The sequence below is a fragment of the Lysinibacillus agricola genome (assembly GCF_016638705.1).
Classification (GTDB): domain Bacteria; phylum Bacillota; class Bacilli; order Bacillales_A; family Planococcaceae; genus Lysinibacillus; species Lysinibacillus agricola.
In genome coordinates this window covers 2,835,071-2,859,286 of the sequence record NZ_CP067341.1, presented here as the reverse complement: position 1 = coordinate 2,859,286, position 24,216 = coordinate 2,835,071, and the positions used below count along the sequence as shown (strand labels likewise).

The window sequence follows — 24,216 nt, the reverse complement described above, 5'->3', positions numbered from 1 at the left end:
TAGTCATCGGCGGCCACCTCCGTTCTCGTATTCGGCGATAATCGCCTTTGCCTCTTTATCAAAGTTGTTCGCTTTTGCTACATATAAGTGACATAACCCCCAAGTCATGATGAATAATCCTGCTGAATATACCCACACCCAAGTAATTTCCCCAAATGCCTTTTGGTGTAGTACTGTCGTGTACGAAGTAAGAATTGGTAGCAACATATATGCTGCTAAAAAGATTGCAGTCATTGACCAAAGAAATGAATTCTTTTTTCGTACAAGTGCTTTAAATGATTCTTGATTTGCAATTGCATCATAGTCAATCACGACGCCCTTGTTTGCTTGATTGTTCGCCATTAACATTCCCCATTTTGTGTTTATTTTTACTGCTTAAAGACTTAATTTCGCTAGTTTAGTGAATTCACATCTTCATTTTATGAGAGAGTTCACAAAATTGCAATACATTTCAGAAAAATTATGAAAAAATAATTTTCAGAAAAATAGTCTTGAAAGAGAATATACATGACAAAGCCAAAAAAATAGGATGTTTCAGAAAATTCAGATAAATATATAAAGTAAGGTCAAGTCTGGATTTCTGATCGGAAAATAAGGTTAAAATTAGAAAAAAGAATTGTTTTTCCCCAAAAAAATAAACACTATTTACTTAGTGAAAATTGGTTTTTTTCTGTTTTTTGGAAAGGGAATAGTATTGTTCAATAAGTAAATTAGCAAATTTTTTGTAATAAAAATCAAAAAACCCGATAGAAAATCGAGTTTTTGACTTGATATTTTTATTAAGATGAATAGGAAGATTGATAGATATTTTTGCAATAATTTGGATTGTAAAAATCCATCAATGAGAAATATCAGAAACAGACACACCTGTATTTGCTTTAACGCGAATTTCCTTATAAATACGATCTGCTTCTTCCTGTGGTACTTTGCTAGAAGATAGCACAGAGCCTAAGTAACCTGCGATAAAGCCAAGTGGAATCGTAATGACTGCTGGGACTGCTAAAGGTACGATAGGATTGCCAACGAAGATAGCTGCACCTTCAACAGGACTCCATACATTCGGTCCCATTGCACCTAACACTAAGCATGATACTAAACCAGTCACCATGGCTGCTATAGCACCTGTTGAATTGAATTTTTTCCAGTATATTGTGTAAAGAATAACTGGTAAATTTGCTGAAGCTCCGATACAAAATGCAAAGGATACTAAGAATGATACATTCAAGTTTTGCGCAAATAACGCAAGGATAATGGATACAATGGCAATAGAAATAGAGCCAGTCCGAGCTGCTACAACTTGTTGCTTTTCTGTTAATTTACCGTCTTTAATGATTTCACCATAAATGTCATGGGAAATGGCAGAAGCTCCTGTTAAAACTAAGCCCGAAACAACGGCTAAAATGGTTGCGAATGCTACTGCACCGATAAATGCCATTAACACATCACCGCCCAAGAAATTAGCAAGAAGTGGGGCTGCAGTGTTACCTGCTTTACTTTCAGCAAGAATTTGATCGATACCTACAAAGTTTAATGCCCCAAAACCTAAGAAAATAGTTAATGAGAAGAAAATAGCTGTAATCCAAGTTGTCCATGAAATAGAAGAACGAGCAGTTTTGGCATCTTTAACTGTGAAGAAGCGCATTAAAATATGTGGTAATCCAGATGTACCTAAAACGAGTGCCATCATCATCGAAACAGAATCAATTGAACTTGTATATTTCATCCCTGGCACAAGGAATTTCTCACCGTGATCTACAGCGATCGTATCAAACATTTTCATAAGAGAGAAATCGAATTTTATTAATACTAATGTAGCTAATAAGCCTGTCCCGAATAATAGAAGGCTAGCTTTAATAATTTGCACCCAAGAAGTAGCTGTCATTCCACCGAATAATACATAAGTAGTCATCATTACACCTACGATTAAAACCGCAATCCAGTACTCAATACCAAATAATAGTTTAATAAGGGCACCAGCACCTACTAATTGTGCGATCATATAAAGGATTACGATGATAATTGTGCCTGACGCAGCAACCCCACGAATACGTTTTTCATTAAAACGAGTAGTAAGCATATCTGCTAACGTATAACGACCTAAGTTACGCATAGGCTCTGCAATTATATAGAGAAGAACTAAGTTTGCTACTACATAGCCTACAGAGAAGAAAAAGCCATCAAAACCAGTTAAAGCAATCGCACCAGACACCCCAAGAAATGCGGCTGCAGATAAATAGTCACCAGCAATCGCAAAGCCGTTTTGCCAACCTTTAAGACCGCCGCCAGCTGTATAGAAATCAGCTGCAGAAGACGTACGCTTCGCTGCGATATATGTTACAACAAGTGTTAAACCAACGATTGCTAAAAAGAAACCAACGGATACTAAGTTCATTTATTTTCCACCTTTCTCGTGATACTCTGCTAGCACTGCCGCCGCAGCTTTATCGAATGAAGCAGCTTTTTTCACATATAATGTACAAAGAATGATTGTCATAATGAATAATCCAGCTGAATAAACCCAAACGCCCGTAATATTTCCGAAGAATTTTTGTTGTAGTACAGGTTGGAAAGCAAGGATTGGTAGCAAAATATAAAGTGTTAAAAAAACTGCTGTAATCGAGAAAAGGAAGGTATTCTTCTTTTTTACGAACTTGTTGAACGATTCCATAGCTTCAATTGCATTATAGTCAATTGATTCTATATTTTTGTTCCCAGAAATGTTTGCCATTATTATTCCCCCTAAAGTGATATATTTCTGTTTTAAACGACATATTTCTTTTTCATTCGTCGTTATATTCACTTATTTTATGGGGAAGATTCTTATAATGCAATACTAAATTTTGAGTTTTTATAATTTTTAATCATTTTCAGAATGTGGAAATAACATAGAAATAATAAGGATTTAATAGAAATAATCCGTATGAAAGAGAACGGAATTATCTATAAGAATAATATTCCTAAAATAGTTTAGTGATAATAATTTTGAATGTAGGAGAAAATTTGAACGCGAAAGAGAATTTTGAGGAATTTATTATCGTGTCATTAAATGGTAGAAGATCTTGATTAGCAAAAAAACTTTGTTATATAACAATTGTGTGATGGCTTGGGAAATAATCGAAATAATAAAAAACAGCTTTTTTTAATTTTTATAAAAGTGTGAATTTTTTTTGGTATACAGGATATTAATATACCAATATCATACAATATACAAAGGTTTGACATAAATAATTGAAAGTATAAGCTCATAATCTTGTATTTAGTTTCTATAATTTATACAATAAACAACGATGGTAAATTGAAGGGAAGTGGGCAAATAAATGAAAAAGAAAAGTATCATGCTCGTTTTGATACTAGCATTAAGTAGCATATTAACTGCTTGCGGAAGTTATAAATTTGAACCAGAAATGAATATAGAGGTAAAGGATTTTTCGGTTACAAATCAAAAAAATGAACAGGTTGGCCTTGATGATTTTAAAGGTAAGCCATGGTTAGCGATGTTCATCTTTACTAATTGTAATTCCATTTGTCCACCAATGACGTTCAACATGACAGAGGTACAAAAGGCACTTCAGGATAAAGGCGTGGAAGACTATCAAATTGTAGCTTTTAGTGTTGATCCTGAGGTTGATAAGCCGGATGTTTTAACGAATTATTTAAAACCGTATTCAGTGCCTGATGAGAGCAAATGGCAGCTCTTAACTGGCTATGATCAAAAGTATATTGAACAGTTTGCACGGCAATCATTTAATTCATTAGTAGTAAATGATCCTAATTCTGACCAAGTTACACATACAGGAAGTTATTACTTAGTCAATGCTGATGGGATTGTTGTGAAGGATTATGACGGAAATACAAATGTACCGGTTGATACAATTGTGGCAGATATGAAGGCGTTAACTAAATAAAAAGTAATAACTCAGAGGTTTGAATAACTTCTGGGTTATTTTTTATGGCTGTAATTGATAAATGAACATTCAATTGCTGTTACACATAATATAGTCAAAATTTTATGCCCATTACTCAGATATCTTTGCTGTCATTGAAGAAATAGAAAATGAAATAAAGGGGAAAATGGTTGAGTTTCTTAATGGTTTTAAAGGAGTCGATCTTATTCAAAACCCTATGCCTTTCTTAATTAAAATAGCTCACTTTTGTGACCAAGATATAGAGTTTTATCTTATGTTAATTAGCACGCGAGCTGTACCTACCTTTTTAACGAAATTAAAAGGCGTTCTAATAGAGAAAATAATAAGCAACAAAGAAACATTACAGTCAAACGAAGAGCGTGAAGTGTTAATATACCGTGTTCACTTTTTTGTAGGTGGACTAATGTCTTTATACCAGGACTGGTTCACGGGAAAATTTGAATGCACTTTAGAAGAACTAAACGCATCTGTTAGCCGAATGATGATACAAGGATTTCAGTCATATACTTTTAAATAAAACGTTCTTCCTGTTTGTTTATAGTCGAAAGAAAAGACAGTGGGGCATAATTGAAACAACAAATCGAGGGCTACCCCTATATAAAAGAATATTTAGCTTTTGGGAATATCGTTAGAGGCGAAGAAATTAGTCTCTTTTTCATTATACGCTCGGCATACGTAGGAACTGTAGGGTGGAAGGTTCAGAAGCGGGAAGACAAAAGTAGTGGTTAGCCAATAGCAAGGGTGTCTGTGGTGATGTGGAATCAGAAGGAAGCTGTAGGCAAAGCACAGGCATAGGAACACGAAACTCATAGAAGACTAGGTATGGTTGGGTAAGTTTGCATTATACTTTCAACGCGAAAAATTATCTTAGCTCGTTGTCTTTTTAAAAAGTTTTCAAGAAAAATGCTAATTTTACGGGTAAAGGAACATTTGTTCTAATTTTTAACTTTATAAAAATTCGAGCTAATGGGGAAGTAAGCCGATTACATACAGGAACGTAAAGAATTTGAGCAACTACAATTAAAAGAAACATGGCTATTAGGTGTTAAATAGGAAAATTTAGGGAATATATCTGTTATAATAGTTGTAATGGAGGCCCATGTTCACTTTTTATATGAGATGGAAAAGGGTTTTTAAACGCCTTCGTTCAATGAAGACATTCTATCCAACTTGTTAAATACTTTTGATAAAGCGATACAAGGCTATTTCAAATCATACTATATTATGAAACAACAAGATGAACAATAAAAACGTTTAAAGGAGAGAAAATTAACGATGAGTCTAGAAATATATAACGGAGAACGTTCTGAAGAAAGTGTTCAATTTGAAAAATGGTTAACTTCCGAAAGTAATAAAAAGAGTTTTTCTAGTATTGAAAACACTAAACAGTTTGTAGAGCAAATGGGAACTGAAAATAGGAAACCATATGTTATAGGGGATGATGTTCAATTTTTAAGTGATGTTAAGGAGCGGGCATTTGAGGGCATACAGGTTTTCACATTAAATGACCAAGAGTCCCTGAAACAAAAAGTTATTCTTTATATACATGGTGGCGCTTGGACGAATCAACCTTTAAATTTTCACTGGTGGTTCTTGGATAAGATGGCGCAATCTTTGAACGCGAAAATAATTGCTCCTATTTATCCTAAAGTACCTCATTTCAACTATAAAGATACCTATCCAAAAATTCTAAACCTATATAAAGAAATGCTTGCAACTGTTGAAAGTTCGAATCAATTAACGATTATGGGAGATTCTGCGGGCGCAAATATATCACTTGGCCTGGCTCATCTTTTAAAAATGAACAATTTGCCTCAACCGAAAGATATTATTTTATTATCAGCATGTGTAGATATGAGTTTTGAAAATCCTCTTATATCTGAATATGAAGAAAAGGATCCGATGTTAGCTAGTGAAGGAATGGAAGTCATTACAAAGATTTGGGCAGCTGATAAAGATTTAAAAGACTCGTTGATTAGTCCAATATACGGTGACTTTAAAGGACTTGGGAAGATTACTCATTTTATTGGAACACATGAATGTTTATATCCAGATGCAATAAGACTGGATGAACAACTAACAGAACAGAAAATTGAAATCAATACCTTTGTTTATCCTAAAATGAATCATGTGTTTGTTGTTATGCCAATTCCTGAAGCTCAAGATGCTCAACAGAAAATTATAAATATACTTAGTTAATTTAAAGAAATGAGGGGAATTGCTGCAGAAGCGGCCACAAGGAGGGAAAACAAGAGGTAGAGATTCTAAAATAGGCTATGACCATATTCGCACAAAAATGACAGCAATTTATAACGTAAAAAAGGAGTGTCTCAAAGTTCAAATTTAGACTTTGAGACACTCCTTTTTTTCTATATTATCCAATAGTGTAGAGTAGCAAGGATAATTAATACACCTTTGATTTTTTGTCATTAAGCACGCTTTGTGTTCTTTGATTGATTAAGTTTAAGACTGTTATATACTTTTGAAAATCTTCAGTTGTAAATTGCTCAAGGTTCCTCAAATGACTCCGATATTCCTCTAAATCTAGATTTTTATGATATTCATAAACTATTTTGCCTTTTGGTGTTAACTCAATATTCAATTCTCGATAATTGTCTACATTTCTATATTTAATTACTAAACCTTTTTTAATTAGTTTATCAACCATTTGAGAAACAGCACTTTTTGTACAATTTTTAATTTCTGCAATTTCAGAAGTAGTAGTTTTTACTTGGTCTCCAATTAAGTTGAGTGTATGAACTTCTATCATATATAATTCATCCTCTGTGCCATATTTTCTTGGAATATTTTCATATGAACTAATCAGTCTAGATGTCTCGTAAATCGTTTCCATTAGCTCATAAAAAACCTTCTCTTTATCCACAATGCATCCCCCTCCCCATAATTGGTAGTAAATTTAATTTAATTTTAACATATAGGAAATCTATAATTAACCTTTGTTTAGAATCTGATTAATTTTAGAAATATTCAGAAATTTCAATTGACGATTTTACAGTTAAGGTGTTAAACTGAGAAAAATTTAATCTAAACGTGTCGAAAATTGCTATTAAGTAGAAAGTTGAACACAACAAGAGGGGGAGAAGTATTGAAATATAATTTTGATGAAGTGGTTAATCGTAGAAATACATATTCCTTAAAGTGGGATGGCGAAGATTTAATCAAAACAATGGGCTATACAGAAAGGTATGACAATGAGACCATTCCACTATTTACAGCAGATATGGATTTACCCGTACCGCAACCATTGATAGACGCACTACATAAAACAGTTGATCATCGTATTTTTGGATATTCTGTTTTTCCAGATGAGTACTTTGAATCAATTCAGCATTGGTTTAAAAAGAGACATGATTGGACAATCAAAAGAGAAGAGATTGTATATAGCCCTGGAACAGTACATGCCTTGAATATAGCTGTACAAGCTTTAACTAAACCTGGTGAAGGTATCATTATTCAACGTCCTGTTTATCCGCCGTTCACAGCTGCGATAGAAGGAAATGGAAGAGTTGTTCGAAATAATGCGTTGAAATGTGATGCTGAAGGGTATTACACAATTGATTTTGAGGATTTTGAAGACAAAGCAAAAGATGAAAATACAACAATGTTCATTCTCTGCAGTCCACACAATCCGACTGGAAGAGTTTTAACATACGAGGAGTTGAAAACGCTTTCAGATATCTGTGCGAAAAATAATGTAATTATTGTAGCTGATGAAATTCATGGAGATCTCATTAGAAAAAACCAAAAATTTATACCAATCGCAAAAGTTGCAAACAGTACGGATCATATTATCACGTGCACAGCCATTAATAAAACATTTAATGTTGCAGGTCTGCACTGTACAAATGTGATTATTTCAAATCCTGAAATTAGAAAAATCTTTAGCGACAAAATGGGAATGCAGTTACCATCACCGTTTACAATTGCAGCTCTTATAGCTGTTTATAACGAAGGAGAAGAATGGTTAGAGCAAATAACAGAATATATGGACGACACAATGGCGTATGTGAAAAATTACTTAGCTGAAAAAATGCCTACAGTCAAAGTTAGGATTCCGGAAGGAACATACGTGATGTGGATGGACTTTAGTGGATATGGTCTTCCAGCTCAAGAGGTTCATGATCGTATCTATAACAAAGCCAATGTTTTACTTGAGGATGGTCACTTGTTTGGAATTGAAGGAGAAGACTTCCAAAGAATCTGTATCCCTTCACCAAGACCACTTATAAAAGTAGCACTTGAAAGAATCGCTTTAGAATTTCAAGAAATAGAATCTAAAAATCAATTAGAAGAGGTGTGTAGAAAATGAAAACAATAGAATTTGAGCTTAATGCATTAAAAGCTGCAAAAGAAATAGAAGATTATGTAATTGAGATAAGAAGAGATCTCCATAGACATCCTGAAATCGGATTACAAGAAATACGAACAATGAGAGTGGTTACAGAGGAGTTATCTAAATTAGGCATTCATTACGAAATTGTCCCTAATGGCGGAATTATTGGTTATATTCAAGGGAAACAACCGGGAAAAACTTTAATTCTTAGGGCAGATTTAGATGCACTGCCGATGAAGGAAGAGGAAAATAATTTAAAAAAGAAAAAAGTAGTATTTTCTGAGTCTGATCAAGCTGCTCATACTTGTGGGCATGATGGACATACAGCGATGCTTTTAGGTGTAGCGAAAATCTTAACTCAGCACCAAGACAAAATGAAAGGAAGAGTGCTACTAGCTTTTGAACAAGGGGAAGAAATGGGCGGAGGAATTTATAATCTCTGTAAACGATTACACGAAATTGGAGGAGACGGAATTTGGGGTATCCATTTAAAATCTGATCTTCCCACTGGGAAAATATCTGTTGAACCAGGTCCAAGAATGGCAGCTTCTTTTGTTTTTGATGTCTTAATAAAAGGAAAAAGTGGACATGGTTCAAGACCAGATTTGTCAGTTGCTCCATTAGACTGTTTTACCGATTTTTATAATAATTTAAGAGCGATGAGGTTAAATACTCTAGATCCTTTTAAAACAATTACCTATTCAATTGGAACGATAAATTCGGGTTCCGCAGCGAATATTATTCCAGAAAATTTACAGTTCTCAGGAACAGCCAGATATTTAGATTATAACCAAGGTGCCCATGCTGCAAAAGAATTTAAGAGAATCCTAGAAAAAGTCTGTGACCTGCATAATTGCACTTATGAATTTATTACAGAGCCTAAAGAATCGGACTTAATTGTCTACAATCAAAAAGAATGTGCACAAATTGCGATTGATGCTGTGAAAAATGCAATTGGTACAGATGCTTTACATTCAATCCCTGCTTGGATGGCATCAGAATCATTTGCGTTTTATGAAAAATACTTCCCAGGTGTGTTTGCATTCGTTGGCATACAAAACCTCGAAGAAGGGATTGGGGCCGAACACCATAATGTTTACTTTGACTTAGATGAAAATGCTTTAAAACTAGGTGTGGCGGCTACTGTACAATACACAATTGATTTTCTAGATAGTGAAAACCAAGTTCATTTTACTCCTGATAAAAGAGATATAAATAGGCTATTTATTGATAACGGATTCCAGCAATTAATAAATGAATAAATTTCATTGAATACAAAGGAGATAGGGAAAATGACACGAAAAAAGCTCTGTTACTTGCTCACGTTCATTGCATATTTTGGAATGCCTTTAGGAATCCCTTTTATTAAAAGTGCCGAACCATATATTTTGGGCCTCCCATTTCTATTATTTTGGATGGTTTTATGGATCTTTTTAGGAACAGGTTTAATGATTATAGTTCATCGTATAAATCCTAGTGCAAAAGAGGAGACGGAATAATATGATAATTTCAGTTGGAATCATTGCAATTTTCTTAGGTATTGCCTTACTTTTAGGCATTATGGCAAGTAGAGGCAAAGATATGAGCCTAGAACAATGGACTGTTGGAGGCCGTGGATTTGGATCTATCTTCATCTTCTTATTAATGGCTGGTGAAATTTATACAACTAATGCCTTTTTAGGGGTAAGTGGTTGGATGTACGGAAAAGGTGGAGTAGCATTTTTCAATATTGCGATGCTGAACTATGTCATTGCTTACTGGTTGACACCTAAAATATGGGCTTATGGAAAGAAACATAGTCTATTATCACAATCTGATTTTTTTGAAAAGGCATATAATAGTAAAATTCTCGGCACACTTGTAGCCATTGTAGGGTTAGCAGCTTTAATTCCTTATTTAGTCATTCAATTAAAAGGTCTAGGCATTATCGTTTCTGAAGCTTCCTATGGAGCAATTGATCCGAAATTAACAATTTGGATTGGCACAATTGCAATGATTGTTTATGTTATGGTTTCCGGAATTCATGGCTCGGCTTGGACAGCTGTTATTAAAGATTTTCTTATTCTTGGTGTTGTGTTATTCCTTGGTATTTACTTACCTTTTCATTATTATGGCGGTATTCAACCAATGTGGGAAGCAATTGAAGCTGTTAAACCAGGGTTTTTAACGCTTCCAGACTCAGGTTTTAGTGCCTCATGGTATATTTCAACAATCATGTTAACATCGTTAGGGTTTTATATGTGGCCGCATACATTTGTTGCTACTTTTTCAGCGAAAAGTGGAAATGCCCTAAGAAAAAATGCGATTATGCTTCCTATCTATGCGTTATTTTTATTATTTATTCTATTTGCTGGAGCAGCAGCAATTTTACAAATTCCAGGGTTAGAAGGGGGCGCAGTGGATTTAGCTTTATTTAAAATCTCTACGCAAACATTTAATCCAGTCATCGTTGGCTTTATTGGAGCAGCAGGGTTATTAACTGCGATTGTTCCGGGTTCATTGATTTTGATGTCTGCAGCTACATTATTTGCAAAAAATGTTCTAAAACCTATTCGTCCTCAAACTACCGATCAACAAATTGCTATCATAGCTCGCTATTCAGTTCCTGTGATTGCACTTATTGCACTTTACTTTACTTTTAGCGGTGGTGGAGCAATTACGTTATTATTTTTAATGGGATATGGTCTAGTTACTCAATTTGTACCAGCAGTTGTAAGTAACTTTATGAAGAAAAATCCATTAACTGTACAAGGTGTGTCTGCTGGGATTATTGTGGGAGTTTCGATTGTAGGTTGGCAAGCAGCTACAGGAGCTCATCTAAGTAAGCTGTTCCCAAGCTGGCCATCCTATATACAAGATATCAACATTGGTTTCCTTGCATTGACTGTAAATATTTTAGTAAGTTTAATTGTTAGTGCGTTTACTAGGAAAGTAGCTGTAAAAAATGATGAAACTACAAATAAGAAAACAGTAGAAAACATTTCATAGTATCATTTGTTTTATTTGAAAATTCCAATGTTACGAAAAGCGTAAAATCAATTTGACCATATTCTCAAGGAGAGATTTTCTATTTTTATCAGTTCAAATTACTATTAATCCAAATGAGAAGCTTTTTTAGCAACATTATTATCACTTAACATTTACGCTAACAAAAATAAGCGTAATTCCTGTAAATAGGCAAATCATTCTCGGCACAGAAATTTTATCAGCTAGTCCGAATAATGCAATTGCCGTCGTTACGATTAAAACTGTTGGACCAACTAAAGCAAGCATTGTATTAATATAGAATGCTTTTTCTAAACTATTTAACTTTAGCATCAACAATCCAGCACTTACCTCAATACTTCCAGACAATACGCGTAAAATAACCATAGCAAGAAGCGATTTATCAATAACTATCATCATCCAATCTTTATAGATAATTTTTGCGATAAAAAACGAATTCTCTTATATTTCCATCATTCCTTAGGATAATTACATGAAGTACTATAATCAAAATATGTATGATTCGTGTTAAATATTCTATTGAAGTATACAGTTTTTTCAATGTTTCTATAGTACAAAGACAATTAATAAGATTCAATCTAGTATAACTGAACATTCCACAATTCCAGAAATACAAAAAAATTATCGAAAATCTAAATCATTATTTGGCTTATGATTTAGGTGTGATATGTAAGGGAAGTTATATAAGAACAGGAACAAACAGACAATAAAGACCTGATCATGGAACTGAAATTTCTAAAAATACTATAGTTGAGGTACTAGAAGGACAAAACAAGTGGGTAAAAGTGCAGGTAGAAATAGATAATAGCTGTTTAAATGGTTGGATAGAGGAATCAAAAATTCAAAAGCTAAAACGTATCGATTGATAATCAAATATAAATATAATAGTTAAATAAAGAAAAATGCCCTAAAGTTCAAAATATTTAAGGGCATTTTCTTATGGTTTTATTAAATTCTTGAAATATCATCCGTTTAAAAAGACGAAAGAGTACAATTCAAAAAAGTGTCTGGACAATTCTTGACCATTTTATTTTTTTGAAAATATGTGTTTATGTGAGTTATATCATAAAGAAACACTTAACGTTTTATTGGCCGACCTTTTACAATAGCTGTTGTAACAAAAGATTCTATTAAAAATAAACATATGTTAAAGTATCTTTAAAAGTGAAAATGCCTCGATAAGATAAACATCGAGGCATTTTTAGGGCTAAATATGTGAAAGGCTGTTTGAAGGTCAAAATTATTCAGTAGTTAACTTTTTATTACTTCTTAGGCTGTAAATCCTCAATTGAGTCAATGTCCATATATGCAGGAACTACAAATCCATTTTTTGTACCTTTTAAGTTCTCACCTAAATCAACTAAGTCATCCTTATATTTTTCATAAAAAGAGCTATGTGTTGTTGGTAACCAAGCAGCTACTGTTGCATCAGCTACGCCTGTAGCGATAGCTTGAAACATAATTGCAGGATCTACAGGTGTGATTGTGACAATGTATCCGAGTTCTTCAAATACAGCCTGTAATACACTACTCGAAGCTCTTTCTGAATCCCAAGGTGTTGAAGCTAATTCAATTTCTTTTCCGCTTACTTTTTTCGTATCTTTTGTCCACTCATTTACTTTGTCTTGGTTTTCTTCTATCCATTTGTCTGCTGCATCTTCAAATGAACTCGTTTGTGCTTCAAACATTACAGCTTCCATATCTTCTGGTTCCCAATAAAATCTATCCAAAATTGTATACGCATCCGGTAAGTCTTTTTCCAAGCCCTTACGCGCAAGTGTATTGATATTTTCCGATCCACCTAATGTCCCTTGAGGATCTTCTAAAAATTTCAAATCATAAGATGAAAACATCCAATGTGGTGTCCATCCGGTAATAATAATTGGATCTTCATTTCGAATAGCCTGCTCTAATGAACCTAACATCCCAGGTGTAGAACTTTGTTCAAGCTCCCAGCCTTTTAAGTTTTCATATTTCTCTATAGTATTTTTCCACAGACCAGTCAACCCAGCTCCTGGTTCAATTCCTATAATCTTATAGTCCACTTGCTCCCCTATGCTTGGCGTAGTTCCTATTGAATTGCCATTGTCTTTTTTGCTATCTCCATCTCCACAGCCTGTTAAAAGTAACGAAATAGCTAACCCTAAAGTGAGTCCTACAGATTTTAATTTCATCTTTTTTCATCTCCCTAGTTTGAAAACTTAGAGTTTTAGCGACTTTCTAAGAAACCCTTTATTAAAAATTTTTTACTCTACTACCAAAAGTAACAACTTGATTTTAACCACAGGTTGTTACTTTTGTCAAACCACTCAATCTTTTAAATACCCATTTTTGCACGTTTATTAACATAATTCTTCACAAAAAAAAGCCTTTGAACGGCTCTCAGTTCTTTATTTTAAAAAAATAAAAATAGCCTATCCATAAGGTTATTTTTCCGTGAGACATTTCCATAATTTGTTTAATAAATAGAATGAATATATTAAAATGAAGGTAACAGATGATATTGTTTACTAATTCCTAATAAAACGTAATTATTGGTTGGGGGATAAAAAATTGAACAGAAATTCAATAGCAAATATATTCTTTTTTACAGGAAGCATTTTGCTCATATTAAAATTACTATTTGTAATGGGGTATTTAAACGAGGTTCGAGTAAACTACGATACATATGTTCCTTTATATAAGTAGATGTATTTTTTAGGAGCACTAGATTAAACAGTAGGAGGTATAACTAAAATTAGTTTTTAAATATTATTCGAAAAGATTTACATTTTTAAATAATGGCGAATAGTAGAATCAAGTTGAACACTTTAGAAAAATAAAAACATCGTACGCGAAATCGTGTATTATTGAGGTTCCTACACCAATCAATAAGAAGGGATTTCGAATACGATGCTAGAACAGAATAACATAAAAATAACGAATAAGAAACCACGCCTTACACAGTTTCAACGTGGAGAACTTCAAGGCTATTTGAATGCCGGAATTACAAATAAGAGCGAACTTGCGCGAAAACTCAAGGTTTCGCGCGGGACAATCTACAATGAACTTGCTCGTGGCACGACCACTCAAGTAAAAAAAATCAATGGAAAACATATCTACACAACGCAATATCTTGCTGAAACAGGTCAAGCTGTAACAGATCGAAATGTGGCTCGTTCTCGTAAACCGTTGAAGTTTGGGCGTGTGAAGGCATTCTTGGCATTTGTTGACGAACTATTACTTGATCGCACAAGGACCCTATCTCCAGATGCGATTGTTGGTCTTGCGAAGCTCAAAGGGTTGTTTTTCTCCGGATGAAATGATCTCAACAAAGACCCTTTATCATTATATCGAGCTGGGTCTTCTGAAAAACTCGAAACAGTGACCTTCTCTTAAAGGTACGTCGAAATACCAAAAAGGTTAAGAAAAACGCAACGCCCAAATAAGACAGTTCTCGGTAAAAGTATTGAAGAACGTCCTGATAGCGTTGAATCTCGTGAAGAATTCGGTCATTTTTGAAATTGACTCCGTCGTAGGGCGCAAGGATAAAAGAAGATGATGTACTATTAACTTTGATTGAACGCAAAACGCGTCGTGAATTCATCGTAAAGATGGACGGGAAAGATGCCGACTCAGTTAACTACGCACTCTCTTCAGTCCTCGAAGAATTCGGTGAATACACATCTGCGGTCTTTAAATCAATCACCGCAGATAATGGTTCTGAATTCGCTAGGTTGTCAGAAATGTTTGGTGATAGGATAAATATCTATTTCACTCATCCATACTCTTCGTGGGAACGTGGAACAAATGAAAACCACAACGGAATCATCCGTCGTTTCATCCCTAAAGGACATGCGATTGAGGATTATAGCCGGACGCAAATTCGTATGATTGAGAGGGCAATGAACAACCTACCAAGAAAAATCTTTGCCTACAAGACACCAAATGAACTGTTTGAAGAGGAACTTCAGAAACTCGTCTCTTAAGACCGCGGGGACACCCCGCACCCCTGAGCCTCCCTCCAAACAGAAAAGTCTCCTGTTCATCAGTCAGCTACAGATCCTAACCTGTACTGGCTAGATCCACAAGGGAAACCGCCTTGCAGATCTAGCCAACACAGGTTGAACGGACTACGCCGACCGACAAACAGAAGACAAAGGAACCTCTGGGGTGTTTTTTAAAAAAAGTGTTCAACTTGTAATTGCAATTTAGGATTTTTAAATAATATACCGATGAAAATATTATAATAGAAGTCAGACACTTTTTATTGAAAAGAAATCAAATCTACAATAATTATAATTAATTAAGTTAGACAAATTTGATAGTCTCTAAATTAGACAAGATTAATTTGATAAATTAGCCTAAAAGTATAATTGATATAGGATTAACATAGATAATTCTAATTTGTCTGAGTTTAAAAGGTAAAATAAGTCCAGGTAATCTAGGAGGACGATGTGCTTGTGGTCGACGGTTACGATACATGTTTACAATTGAACATCAGATAACTCATAAAAAGATTCAATATGGAAAGGATCACTTGAGTGCATTTTTAAATATTGAAGTGAATGAAATAGATGGAGTTATAAATGAATTAGATGAACTCTTATGGAAAACAGGGAATAACGAGTACTACTATGAATACTATGAAAGACTCCCTGATAAAACAGTAGTTTCTGAAAGCATTAAAAAACATATCGAAATGAATGTTCCGTTTTTAGATAGACAAATAAATAGGGTAAATAAACATTTTGAAAAACAAATAGAAGCATTAGAGGAATAGCAACGAAAAATTCAGCGTGAAGTTGAACTTGAAAAGCGTCAGGAAACAAGAAGACAAATTGAAGAATTACTTAAAGAAAAGAAGAAGATTGATGATATGTTGGAAGCTGAGAGAAAGGCTCACGCGATGCTGAGTATAAAAGACAACAACAGGAAAATGAACGCATTGAAAGATTGTTGCAAGAAAAAAGGGAGAAGGACGCCAAACTAATTGACACAGTAAAAGCACAACTCAGCTATGGTGCGACATTCAATGATATAGCATATTCGCTTGTATTGAATGGTCAGCATAGTGCGGTGGCGATTAGTCATATTATGGCTGATGATTTTGGTTTTGATAAAAGATTTTCTATAGGTGTAATGAAGAGACCTTATATTTATATGGATGTCTTTTTGGCTTTAAAGAAACAAGTGGATAACGGAAATTTAATCATGGATGAATCATCGAACATAGAGGATTGTATTTTCTATGTGAATCCATATCATGCAGAAGAAGTTGTGATAAAACTGAAGAAGTGGAACAACAAACTCTTTTACTGTTTTAATTCGCAAGCTTGGAATTTACAGTGACTATCAAATTATTATTTTAAAGATACAATACAATAGTTAAGTTAAAAAATCATGGAAAATAGTTTTAAATTTCAGGATGAAAAGAATTTAGGAAGTGGAAATTTAGTAATAAAAACAGTATTTCTACATATAAATATTTGTTATCCAAAACTAATCTGAAATAAAATGGTAAAATAAGTATGAAAAAACATCTAATTATTATTGTAATTAAGTGAGAAACGTCCAAGAAAATTTCGATATAAAATAAAAAAATAAAAAGAATCCATTTTAATCATGTTTTTTATGGATTCTTTTTATTTTTTTATAGTAGAAACATTTGAGTGAATCCTATGAGGAATAAAAAAGAAGACACCAAAGTCTAAACTTTTTTGATAATGAAGTAAAGTTTAGACTTTGGTGTCCATGTACAGCTGTTTCGTCTCAATGTTATTAGCATACTTTTCTTTGATACATAACTTCCTATAATTTATATTATGTAAACTAAAATTATTTGGCGTGGAGGAGGGCTTGTATACGTCAACTTCCCATAATATCTGTATATGGACAAGAACTTTTAGACACTGCCACAAACCCACCTTCTTTGCACGAGGATTTTAAAGCATTTTGATTCTTTGGACAAGAACTTTTAGACACTTTATTTTTTATGAAGACAAGAACTTTTAGACATTTTATTTTTATGGACAGATGAAAACTCATAAAGTTTAAATTACTCTGTGTAAATGGTCACTTAAAGCAAATTAATAAGACACAAAAGTGTTGGTTTGGAATAAAGTTTGATTAAAAGTTTGTTGCAATCGTTGATTTTATAATAGAAGAAACCCACGCATTTTGAAAAAAGTTTGATCAAAATGCGTGGGTTTTATTTAAATGCGAAGTTATTTTTATCAAACTATATTACAAATAATCGAACTTTATTATAAATGATCAATCTTTTTTACAAACTACAACTCTTTTTTCTTCCATCATTAGGATATTAATTTATTTAGGCTGTTTTCTCAAAGATTGTTGCTAAAACAAATAATATTGATTTAAGTAAATATTTAAAGAAAGAGTTTAAACTAATTTTCACGGTGTTCTAATTTTTTAGTTACCTTTTTCTTTATAAAGCCTATACAACCAATAATAATCATAAGGATTGAAATTATTTCAAGAAGCGGAAAAGCATACACACCAAGTAAACCTGACCACGAATCTTGTGTTACATACTGAGTTATTCTTATAAGGAAAAAGCTGATTATAGGGGAAAAAAGTAGTACAGAGAACAGTCCCCATATAATAATCTTAGCTTGCCAAGAACGTTTATAAGCAAGACTAAAAGCCGTTATTATACAAAATATAGATAATAGAATTAGAAAAAATATCATCCTGGATATCATCCCCTTCTGCTTTTACAAATTATAACACTTCCATTTAAAGAAAATTAGAAATCTTGTGTACTAATATAAGGGGAAATGAAAATGCCTTTCCGCAAAACCATTTAGTTTGCAGAAGCAACAAACTTTACGAAAACAGCCTTTATTTAAGAAACATTTTTTATCTCTTTACGAACAAATTCACATGTCCAATAACCTAAAAATGAATTTAAACTTCTGTATATTGTCCAATCTTTCTGAATTTCTCATAGCGATCTTCAATTAATTGTTCGCCATTTAGAGAATTCAATGCTTTTAGTGTGACGCTTATACATTCTTTTATATAAGATGCTTGCTTCGCAACATTGCGGTGTGCTCCACCAGTTATTTCAGGGATTATTCCATCAATAACGTCGAGCTCTTTTAAGTCAGGTGCTGTTATACGCATTGCTTCTGCAGCTTGCTTCCCTAGGCTACCATCTCGCCATAAGATCGATGCAGCCCCTTCAGGCGAGATAACCGAATACGTTGAGTTCTCTAACATAAAGACGCGATTAGCTACCCCTAATGCAATGGCACCCCCACTTCCGCCTTCCCCAATAACAATACTAATAACTGGTACTGTTAGAATCGCCATTTCAGAGAGAGTTCTAGCAATGGCTTCACTTGGGCCGCGTTCCTCGGCTGCCTTACCCGGATAGGCTCCTTTTGTATCAATAAAACAAATAATTGGGCGCTTAAATTTCTCAGCTTGCTTCATTAAGCGTAATGCCTTACGATATCCTTCAGGGTGTGGCATACCAAAATTTCGTCGAATATTTTCTTTAGTTGATTTTCCGCGTTGATGTCCAACAATTGTTACGGGCTGTTCTTCAAAGAGAGCAATTCCTCCAAGAATAGCTGCATCATCACCAAATGTACGATCTCCATGTAACTCAATAAAGTTTTCACACATAGCTTCTATATATTGTAAAGTAGTTGGTCGTTCTGGATGTCTAGCAACCTGTACACGATCCCATGGCTTCATATTGGCATAAATAGATTGTTCTAGCTGTGTTAGACGTGTTTCAAGCTTTTCGATTTCGCTTGTCATATCTACATCTGCCTCTGTAGCAATCGTTTTTAATTCATCAATTTTTTCTCGTAATTGTATTACTGGTTCTTCAAAAGCTAAATTTTTTTTAGTCATGTTGCACGCCACCTCTCGTATGCATTTTTACAAGCATTGCTACTTGATTTCGTAAATCTTTTCGATGGAAAATTGCATCAAGCTGACCATGCTCTAGTAAAAATTCCGACGTTTGGAAATCATTTGGTAGTTTTTCTCTTAATGTTTCTTCTATTACACGGCGACCAGCAAAGCCAATCAATGCTTGTGGCTCAGCAATATTAATATCTCCAATAGAAGCAAAGCTTGCCGAAACGCCACCGTATGTAGGATGCGTCATGATAGATATAAACAATAGTCCTTCTTCACTATGATGTTTTAATGCCGCACTCGTTTTTACCATTTGCATTAATGATAGAATACCTTCTTGCATGCGCGCTCCACCACTAGTAGTAAAGATAATAACCGGTACACGTAATTCAATAGCTTTTTCAACGGCGCGTGTGATTTTTTCTCCTACAACGGAACCCATTGAGCCCATACGGAAATGAGAATCCATAATTGCTACAACAATTTCTTCCCCATTAAGAGTACCTAACCCAGTTAGTACAGCTTCGCTTAATCCCGTTTGTTGTTTAGCCACTGAAATTTTTTCTACATAATCAGGGAAATTAAGTGGATTACTTGTTTGTAAATGATCATCCATTGAAACAAATGAACCTTCATCTAAGAGATATGCTACGCGCTCCTGTGCAGTCATTTTGAAATGATGGTCGCATTTTGTACACACTTTATGATTTTTTTCTAATTCCTTTGTTAACTGAATGTGACGGCATTCTGGACATTTTGTCATAAGTCCTTCTGGAAATCCCTTTTCCTGTCCGTCCTCATTCTTTTTACTAAATAAGCTACGTATTGCCATGTTTTACTCCTCCTATGTTTGTCTAAATGCCTTGTTCAGCATTTATGTTCGTAAGCTTTTAATGCTTCTTTTTCATAGCCAAGCTGCATCGATTTCAACATAGATTGAATGATTAATTTTTCTGCTTCTGTTGAGTTTCGATTTAAACGGTCACCGGCATAAACTGCTAACTGAAACCAGACTTTTAGTGAAAGACGATTTCCTGACGTGATGATTATTTCTCGTAAAACATCCCGACAATTAATCGTACTTTCTATCTCTAGCTTTACAAAAAAACTGCCCCACACTGGTAGTGTTCGCAGAGTCTCTGTACAACTTATAACGCGAATGGCTTCCTTTTCATGAATTTGTCGCGTTAATTCGACATCCTTTTTGATTTTTCATCTTCTAATATAAACAGCGACAATATTTCTACGAGCTGATGCTTTTGTAGAAGCTAGAAACGTACCTTCCCCATGTCTCGTTTCAATAAGACCTAATAACTCTAAACTTCGCAATGCCTCTCTCTCAGAGGATCGCCCGACACCTAGACGTTCTGAAAGGACTCTTTCGGAAGGTAACTTTTCACCAGCCTGTATTTTTTCTATTTTAATAAGTTGTCGTAATTGTTGGACGATATCTAAAAACACTTTCTTTTGTTCGGTTTTTTTATCCATACGATCATCCTCGGTCAATCTATTCGCCTTGGAATAATTATTGCTGTCGCTTTCCTTTCGCGCAGATAAACAATGCATCCAAAGGCTTTATCTTATTTCTACGAGCTGATGCTTTTGTGTAGAAGCTAGAAACGTACCTCCCCCATGTCTCGTTTCAATAAGACCTAACAACTCTAAACTTCGCAATGCCTCTCTCTCAGAGGATCGCCCGACACCCAGACGTTCTGAAAGGACTCATTCGGAAGGTTACTTTTCACCAGCCTGTATTTTTTCCATTTTAATAAGTTGTCGTAATTGTTGGACGATATCTAAAAACACTTTCTTTTGTTCGGTTTTTTTATCCATACGATCAACTCCTCGGTCAATCTATTCGCCTTGGAATAATTATTGCTGTCGCTTTCCTTTCGCGCAGATAAACAATGCATCCAAAGGCTTTATCTTCATTCAGTAGGTGTTTGGATACCTACTATAAAGAAACAAAATCCACCACCTTCAGATGATGGCGTCTCTTACTGAATGAATTCAAAAGTGGTCTGGCCACTTTTGAAGTTGGCTTTATCTTACAAAATAATTATTTGAAAGTAAAGAAAAAACTACATAAAAATTTATGCAGTTTCTAAAATTCCCTTCAATTTCATATTCTTTTCGTCGTTTGTGCATATTTTATTTTCACTTGAGGTCTACCAAAGCGCTTTTCAAGCGTTCTCTCAATGTAAAGCAATTCATCTTCTAGTAAAAGCTCTTGAACAAGATGAAAAACTTGCGGGAATAAGGTTACAGAAACCGTTCCAAACTCATCCTGAAGCATGTAAACGGCGACCTACAAGGAAAGCACGTACCTGGCATCGTCCGGACGTGGCCCACTGAGCCAATACCCAGGGTTATTAATCGTAACTTTTTTATAATCGTCGCGACTTTATTTTAAACATCGTATCCTTTTTATAAACATCGCAACTTTATTTCAATTCTACAGTTGACTCCGTTTTTTATATTTGTTATAACAACTTTTACCCTATAATTTCTTTTTGATAAAATAGAAATTACAAAGGGGGAAAGCTATAAAATGAAATTGTCACTAAGTTATGATGAGGATAAAATTTATTTTAAAAATGAAGAACATGGTTTTTTAGGTTATACCACATTTGAAGCAGATTTTTGGGATTGGATTTCCAAGTTATCTTGGACAGTAAATACAAAGAAATTTTTAAATGGTGAAAAAACCTATATAAAAACGAGCAATAAAGAATTCTTAGAACATTCTACATTACATCAATCGGTAATGGCTCATTGGTATGGAATAAAGGAATTTCTAGAAACCAAAGAAAAAGGTTTTATAGTGGAACATCATAATAATCAAGCATTTGACTGTACTCTTGAAAATTTATCTTTCGCACATAATGATTTAAATCTAGCAAAAGCACATACTTTTGATAAAAATCAACCTAGATTAGCTATGCAAGTAGGTGTAAACTTTTTTAAAGACTTTTCTTCTCAACAATATCAAATCACAATGATTTTTACTGATGATTACTATTTGGTGATTAATGGGGAGTATAATTTAATTGAAAGAATTTATTTGCTATATGATGATAATTTCAGAGTAGTATATAATGATGCCAATAGAATTGTTGATGAACTACTAGAAAGCAAAATGATAGAATTTAGCCTGAATTATTCACAGCCATCTGAGATTTAGGGAATTTGGCTAGTTTTTCAGAATTGAGGAAAATAATTAGGAGTAAGTGGTTTAGTAAATTGAGAATCAGGTTGGGTTTTGTACAAAAAACCTATTTTAGGGCAGACTTCCCCCTTGATGTGGGTTCGATTTTTTAAAAAGGGCTATTTAGTTGAATGTTAGCTGTTGCACCCTGGTCAGGACGTCCCAAAAGAAGCGCTCATAGACAAAACTTGAGGACATTTTAAAATACAGTGAACGTCCAGACTTCACTAATTTACTTGCGATTTTTATCAAACGTGTGCGAATGGTTTGGATTTGAATCCCCTTATATTTTTTCGGGAAACTGAGTGTACGTAGCCAGTTCGTGAAGTTATAGGCAAGTAAACTTAACATCATCCGTGCTTCATTGACAAGGAAATCATGGCTTTTCATCTGATCAAAACCAAAGCCATCTTTCGCTTCTTTGATGAAATTTTCCATTGTACCTCGCTGTTTGTATGATGCGACAATCGCTTGTGGTGAAAAGGTTTCACCAAGACTTGTCACAAAAAAGGCATGAGAAAAGAACAGTTCACCGGTTGGACGAGTGGACTGAATGATAATACGACGAGGCTTCGACCAAGAAGAGGCTTGATAAATGGACTCTTCGACATAGCTTTCTGTTACGGGCACATCACGGATTTCGTGTGTAGGATGCAATTCTTCCGCAAGAGCTTTTAACTTGGGGTTCGCTTTTAAACGAATAATATAGTACACGGATTCCTTCTCGCATAATTCATATAGATCAGGCACCGCGAAGCCACTATCACCACGGACAAGGTACGATTTTTCAGGAAAAACTTCGTTATAATGTTCGATAAGTGGACGCATAAAATCTACGACACCATTGGAAGTATAAACGTTTCCTGGGCGTAATTGTGCTTTCAAGAAATCACCTGTTAGCCCATCAAATACGACCAGTGGATGAAAGCCCATTATACGATAATGCGCATTGTAGGATGAATGTTCTTGGTTTCCGTATGTATCGGAATGGGTGGAATCTAAATCAAAAATCAGTGCTTTTGATTGTCGGGCATGATGAACTCTATCAAGTAACCCCTGATTCGCCACTTGAAGTTGATGTAGTGCTTGCGTATCAAAGCGCTTGAAGAATCTTGATAACGACGGTTGAGAAGCAAGTGCAGGTATACCAAGCACTTGTGTGAAAATCGGATCATGTGTTAAACGGTCCGCTGCATCATCCTCATGATAATCTGCGATGAGCTGATAAATTTTTTGACGAAGTAGCTGTTCATTTTCATGAATGCAATACGTGCGATCATCTTTTAATTGGAGATGCTTAGCGATTGTTTGAGAAAAGCCGATTTTTTCATCAAATTCACGGAAAATCAATTCCCCAGTGTCAGAAGAAAGCATGCCTCCATCATTAGATAATTTAATGGAACGGTTGAAATGTAGGGTATTTTGCGTTAAAGTAGTCATCATAAGAATCCTTTCTTTTGGTTGATGTTTAGTCGCAATAACCTTAACAGAAATGGATTCTTTTTTCATCTTTTAAATGAAAAAGAGAATCCCACAGAAAAAGCTGATAGGTCAGTTTTTCTGTGGGATTTTGTATATGTTGATGAATAATCTAGGTTTAGATATCAAATTTAATTAACAGCATAATTTTGATTACATTTGAGTTTACCTATAACTTTCAGCTTCAATTTGATTAATTTTTATACTAGTGGCATATGTATGATTAACTACTTATAATAAACAACATGGAAGTTCATTGTAATTTATTCTGAAGAACAATACTAAATAACCAGTCGTCAAATAAATTTCGACAACTGGTTAGGTGTATACTTTTTCGACTGTAATATATCAGCAATTTGCAC

22 protein-coding genes and 2 pseudogenes are annotated in these 24,216 nt (G+C 34.3%); 12 read left to right on the top strand and 12 right to left on the bottom strand.

Translation table 11 applies throughout. The features are described from left to right. Positions 1-3: 3 nt before the first annotated feature. The 3 genes from FJQ98_RS13740 to FJQ98_RS13730 form a co-directional block, all read right to left on the bottom strand. The gene (locus FJQ98_RS13740) at positions 4-342 is read right to left on the bottom strand and encodes a DUF485 domain-containing protein (RefSeq protein WP_053593456.1); all 339 of its coding nucleotides are present in this window, start codon (positions 340-342) and stop codon (positions 4-6) included. A gap of 496 nt (positions 343-838) precedes the next feature. Continuing rightward, positions 839-2,392 carry a solute symporter family protein gene (locus FJQ98_RS13735; RefSeq protein ID WP_053593457.1) on the bottom strand — a complete coding sequence of 518 codons (1,554 nt, stop codon included), beginning with the start codon at positions 2,390-2,392 and terminating at the stop codon, positions 839-841. Continuing rightward, a complete protein-coding gene (locus FJQ98_RS13730; RefSeq protein WP_053593458.1) occupies positions 2,393-2,728 on the bottom strand; it encodes a DUF485 domain-containing protein in 336 nt (111 codons plus the stop codon). It lies immediately after the preceding gene. A gap of 589 nt (positions 2,729-3,317) precedes the next feature. Here FJQ98_RS13730 and FJQ98_RS13725 point away from each other — a divergent pair. The 3 genes from FJQ98_RS13725 (at position 3,318) to FJQ98_RS13715 (ending at position 6,125) form a co-directional block, all read left to right on the top strand. Next, positions 3,318-3,905: an SCO family protein gene (locus FJQ98_RS13725; protein WP_053593459.1), complete on the top strand. Its 588-nt coding sequence runs from the start codon at positions 3,318-3,320 to the stop codon at positions 3,903-3,905. A 166-nt stretch (positions 3,906-4,071) separates the two neighbouring features. Further along, positions 4,072-4,443 (top strand): TetR-like C-terminal domain-containing protein, encoded by a 372-nt coding sequence (locus tag FJQ98_RS13720; protein ID WP_053593460.1) that lies wholly within the window; start codon positions 4,072-4,074, stop codon positions 4,441-4,443. Positions 4,444-5,201: 758 nt separating this feature from the next. Further along, positions 5,202-6,125 (top strand): alpha/beta hydrolase fold domain-containing protein, encoded by a 924-nt coding sequence (locus FJQ98_RS13715; RefSeq protein ID WP_053593461.1) that lies wholly within the window; start codon positions 5,202-5,204, stop codon positions 6,123-6,125. A 205-nt stretch (positions 6,126-6,330) separates the two neighbouring features. On the opposite strand, the gene FJQ98_RS13710 is transcribed toward FJQ98_RS13715, so the two are convergent. Beyond that, positions 6,331-6,810, bottom strand: a complete 480-nt coding sequence (locus FJQ98_RS13710; protein ID WP_053593462.1) for a MarR family winged helix-turn-helix transcriptional regulator — start codon at positions 6,808-6,810, stop codon at positions 6,331-6,333. A gap of 222 nt (positions 6,811-7,032) precedes the next feature. Between FJQ98_RS13710 and FJQ98_RS13705 the strand changes: the two genes are divergently transcribed. The 4 genes from FJQ98_RS13705 to FJQ98_RS13690 are packed head-to-tail and all read left to right on the top strand — an operon-like array spanning position 7,033 to position 11,268. After that, positions 7,033-8,256, top strand: coding sequence for a MalY/PatB family protein (locus FJQ98_RS13705; RefSeq protein WP_053593463.1), 1,224 nt, complete (start codon positions 7,033-7,035; stop codon positions 8,254-8,256). Further along, on the top strand, positions 8,253-9,542 hold the full coding sequence (locus tag FJQ98_RS13700) for an amidohydrolase (RefSeq protein ID WP_053593464.1): 1,290 nt from the start codon (positions 8,253-8,255) through the stop codon (positions 9,540-9,542). Before FJQ98_RS13705 ends, FJQ98_RS13700 begins: the two co-directional genes overlap by 4 nt. 30 nt (positions 9,543-9,572) lie before the next feature. Then, positions 9,573-9,779: a DUF3311 domain-containing protein gene (locus FJQ98_RS13695; protein ID WP_053593465.1), complete on the top strand. Its 207-nt coding sequence runs from the start codon at positions 9,573-9,575 to the stop codon at positions 9,777-9,779. Position 9,780: 1 nt separating this feature from the next. Continuing rightward, complete coding sequence (locus tag FJQ98_RS13690; protein WP_053593466.1) at positions 9,781-11,268, top strand: sodium:solute symporter family protein; 1,488 nt, start codon at positions 9,781-9,783, stop codon at positions 11,266-11,268. A gap of 141 nt (positions 11,269-11,409) precedes the next feature. Here FJQ98_RS13690 and FJQ98_RS13685 read toward each other — a convergent pair whose 3' ends face one another. Together FJQ98_RS13685 and FJQ98_RS13680 are read right to left on the bottom strand one after the other, a co-directional pair. Then, a complete protein-coding gene (locus FJQ98_RS13685; protein WP_053593467.1) occupies positions 11,410-11,685 on the bottom strand; it encodes a YqhV family protein in 276 nt (91 codons plus the stop codon). Between the two features lie 863 nt (positions 11,686-12,548). After that, positions 12,549-13,460: a glycine betaine ABC transporter substrate-binding protein gene (locus FJQ98_RS13680; protein WP_201406466.1), complete on the bottom strand. Its 912-nt coding sequence runs from the start codon at positions 13,458-13,460 to the stop codon at positions 12,549-12,551. A gap of 718 nt (positions 13,461-14,178) precedes the next feature. Here FJQ98_RS13680 and FJQ98_RS27575 point away from each other — a divergent pair. The 4 genes from FJQ98_RS27575 (at position 14,179) to FJQ98_RS26820 (ending at position 16,617) form a co-directional block, all read left to right on the top strand. Next, positions 14,179-14,586: a hypothetical protein gene (locus tag FJQ98_RS27575; RefSeq protein WP_425492653.1), complete on the top strand. Its 408-nt coding sequence runs from the start codon at positions 14,179-14,181 to the stop codon at positions 14,584-14,586. A gap of 227 nt (positions 14,587-14,813) precedes the next feature. Continuing rightward, positions 14,814-15,254, top strand: a complete 441-nt coding sequence (locus FJQ98_RS27570; protein ID WP_425492705.1) for an IS30 family transposase — start codon at positions 14,814-14,816, stop codon at positions 15,252-15,254. Between the two features lie 494 nt (positions 15,255-15,748). Beyond that, complete coding sequence (locus FJQ98_RS26825) at positions 15,749-16,048, top strand: hypothetical protein (RefSeq protein WP_053597155.1); 300 nt, start codon at positions 15,749-15,751, stop codon at positions 16,046-16,048. A gap of 173 nt (positions 16,049-16,221) precedes the next feature. Continuing rightward, on the top strand, positions 16,222-16,617 hold the full coding sequence (locus FJQ98_RS26820) for a hypothetical protein (protein WP_241774655.1): 396 nt from the start codon (positions 16,222-16,224) through the stop codon (positions 16,615-16,617). A gap of 1,581 nt (positions 16,618-18,198) precedes the next feature. On the opposite strand, the gene FJQ98_RS13665 is transcribed toward FJQ98_RS26820, so the two are convergent. From FJQ98_RS13665 to FJQ98_RS13645, 5 genes and pseudogenes are all read right to left on the bottom strand, one after another. Then, positions 18,199-19,158, bottom strand: coding sequence for an acetyl-CoA carboxylase carboxyltransferase subunit alpha (locus FJQ98_RS13665; RefSeq protein WP_053597152.1), 960 nt, complete (start codon positions 19,156-19,158; stop codon positions 18,199-18,201). After that, the gene (gene accD, locus FJQ98_RS13660; protein ID WP_053597151.1) at positions 19,151-19,999 is read right to left on the bottom strand and encodes an acetyl-CoA carboxylase, carboxyltransferase subunit beta; all 849 of its coding nucleotides are present in this window, start codon (positions 19,997-19,999) and stop codon (positions 19,151-19,153) included. The genes FJQ98_RS13665 and accD overlap by 8 nt, the downstream gene beginning before the upstream one ends. 35 nt (positions 20,000-20,034) lie before the next feature. Continuing rightward, positions 20,035-20,655: pseudogene (locus FJQ98_RS13655) on the bottom strand (FadR/GntR family transcriptional regulator). Positions 20,656-20,748: 93 nt separating this feature from the next. Further along, positions 20,749-21,000, bottom strand: a pseudogene (locus FJQ98_RS13650) (FadR/GntR family transcriptional regulator); the annotation flags it as partial. Between the two features lie 289 nt (positions 21,001-21,289). Then, on the bottom strand, positions 21,290-21,463 hold the full coding sequence (locus FJQ98_RS13645) for a hypothetical protein (protein WP_157059193.1): 174 nt from the start codon (positions 21,461-21,463) through the stop codon (positions 21,290-21,292). 255 nt (positions 21,464-21,718) lie between these two features. Between FJQ98_RS13645 and FJQ98_RS13640 the strand changes: the two genes are divergently transcribed. Next, a complete protein-coding gene (locus FJQ98_RS13640; RefSeq protein ID WP_053597150.1) occupies positions 21,719-22,351 on the top strand; it encodes a hypothetical protein in 633 nt (210 codons plus the stop codon). Positions 22,352-22,498: 147 nt separating this feature from the next. Here FJQ98_RS13640 and FJQ98_RS13635 read toward each other — a convergent pair whose 3' ends face one another. Then, a complete protein-coding gene (locus tag FJQ98_RS13635) occupies positions 22,499-23,815 on the bottom strand; it encodes an IS1380 family transposase (protein WP_201406727.1) in 1,317 nt (438 codons plus the stop codon). Between the last annotated feature and the right edge of the window lie 401 nt (positions 23,816-24,216).